At 39.6% G+C, this 513-nt stretch carries 1 protein-coding gene; it reads right to left on the reverse strand.

All coding sequences use genetic code 11. The features are described from left to right. Positions 1-202 precede the first annotated feature (202 nt). A partial coding sequence (locus tag ACS8FC_RS21020) for a FimV/HubP family polar landmark protein (RefSeq protein ID WP_439298210.1) occupies positions 203-513 on the reverse strand: 311 nt, incomplete at its 5' end.

A 513-nucleotide genomic window follows, 5' to 3' on the forward strand; every position in this document is an offset into this window, starting at 1 on the left:
TGAACGGGGTCAGACATAGTTTTGGTCATAAAAGAAGATGGCATAGTATCAACACAGTAAATAATTATGAAAAAAGAAGCGCCAGAGCGTTTATTAGTGACAGGTTGAGAGGTCAATAATAGATAGTATCAGAATTAAATGCAAAAAATCAGCAAGCCTCCGATAATAAGAGATACTTGCTGATATGCATCCGGACTACTGATTATGCTGTGCGCTCAAGTAATAGTTGTGCTTGTTGTTTCTGCTCACTATTACCCTGAGCGATCACTTCATTAAGTAAGCGTTTGGCACTGTCATATTCGCCTAATTGTAAATACTGATTGGCTAAATCTAGCGTCACTTGATTGCTATCTAATGATTTTACAAAGTCAAAATCTGCTGCAAAGCGCGATGAAAAGTCTTCTGCTGATTCAACCGCTTCATGATTGATATCTGTTTGAGGTTCCACTGGTGCAACGGCAGAGGCTGGGGGCGTCGCTACAGAAGAATCTAATAAAGAATCAGTGTCTATGA

The organism is Psychrobacter sp. 1Y4 (assembly GCF_051847555.1).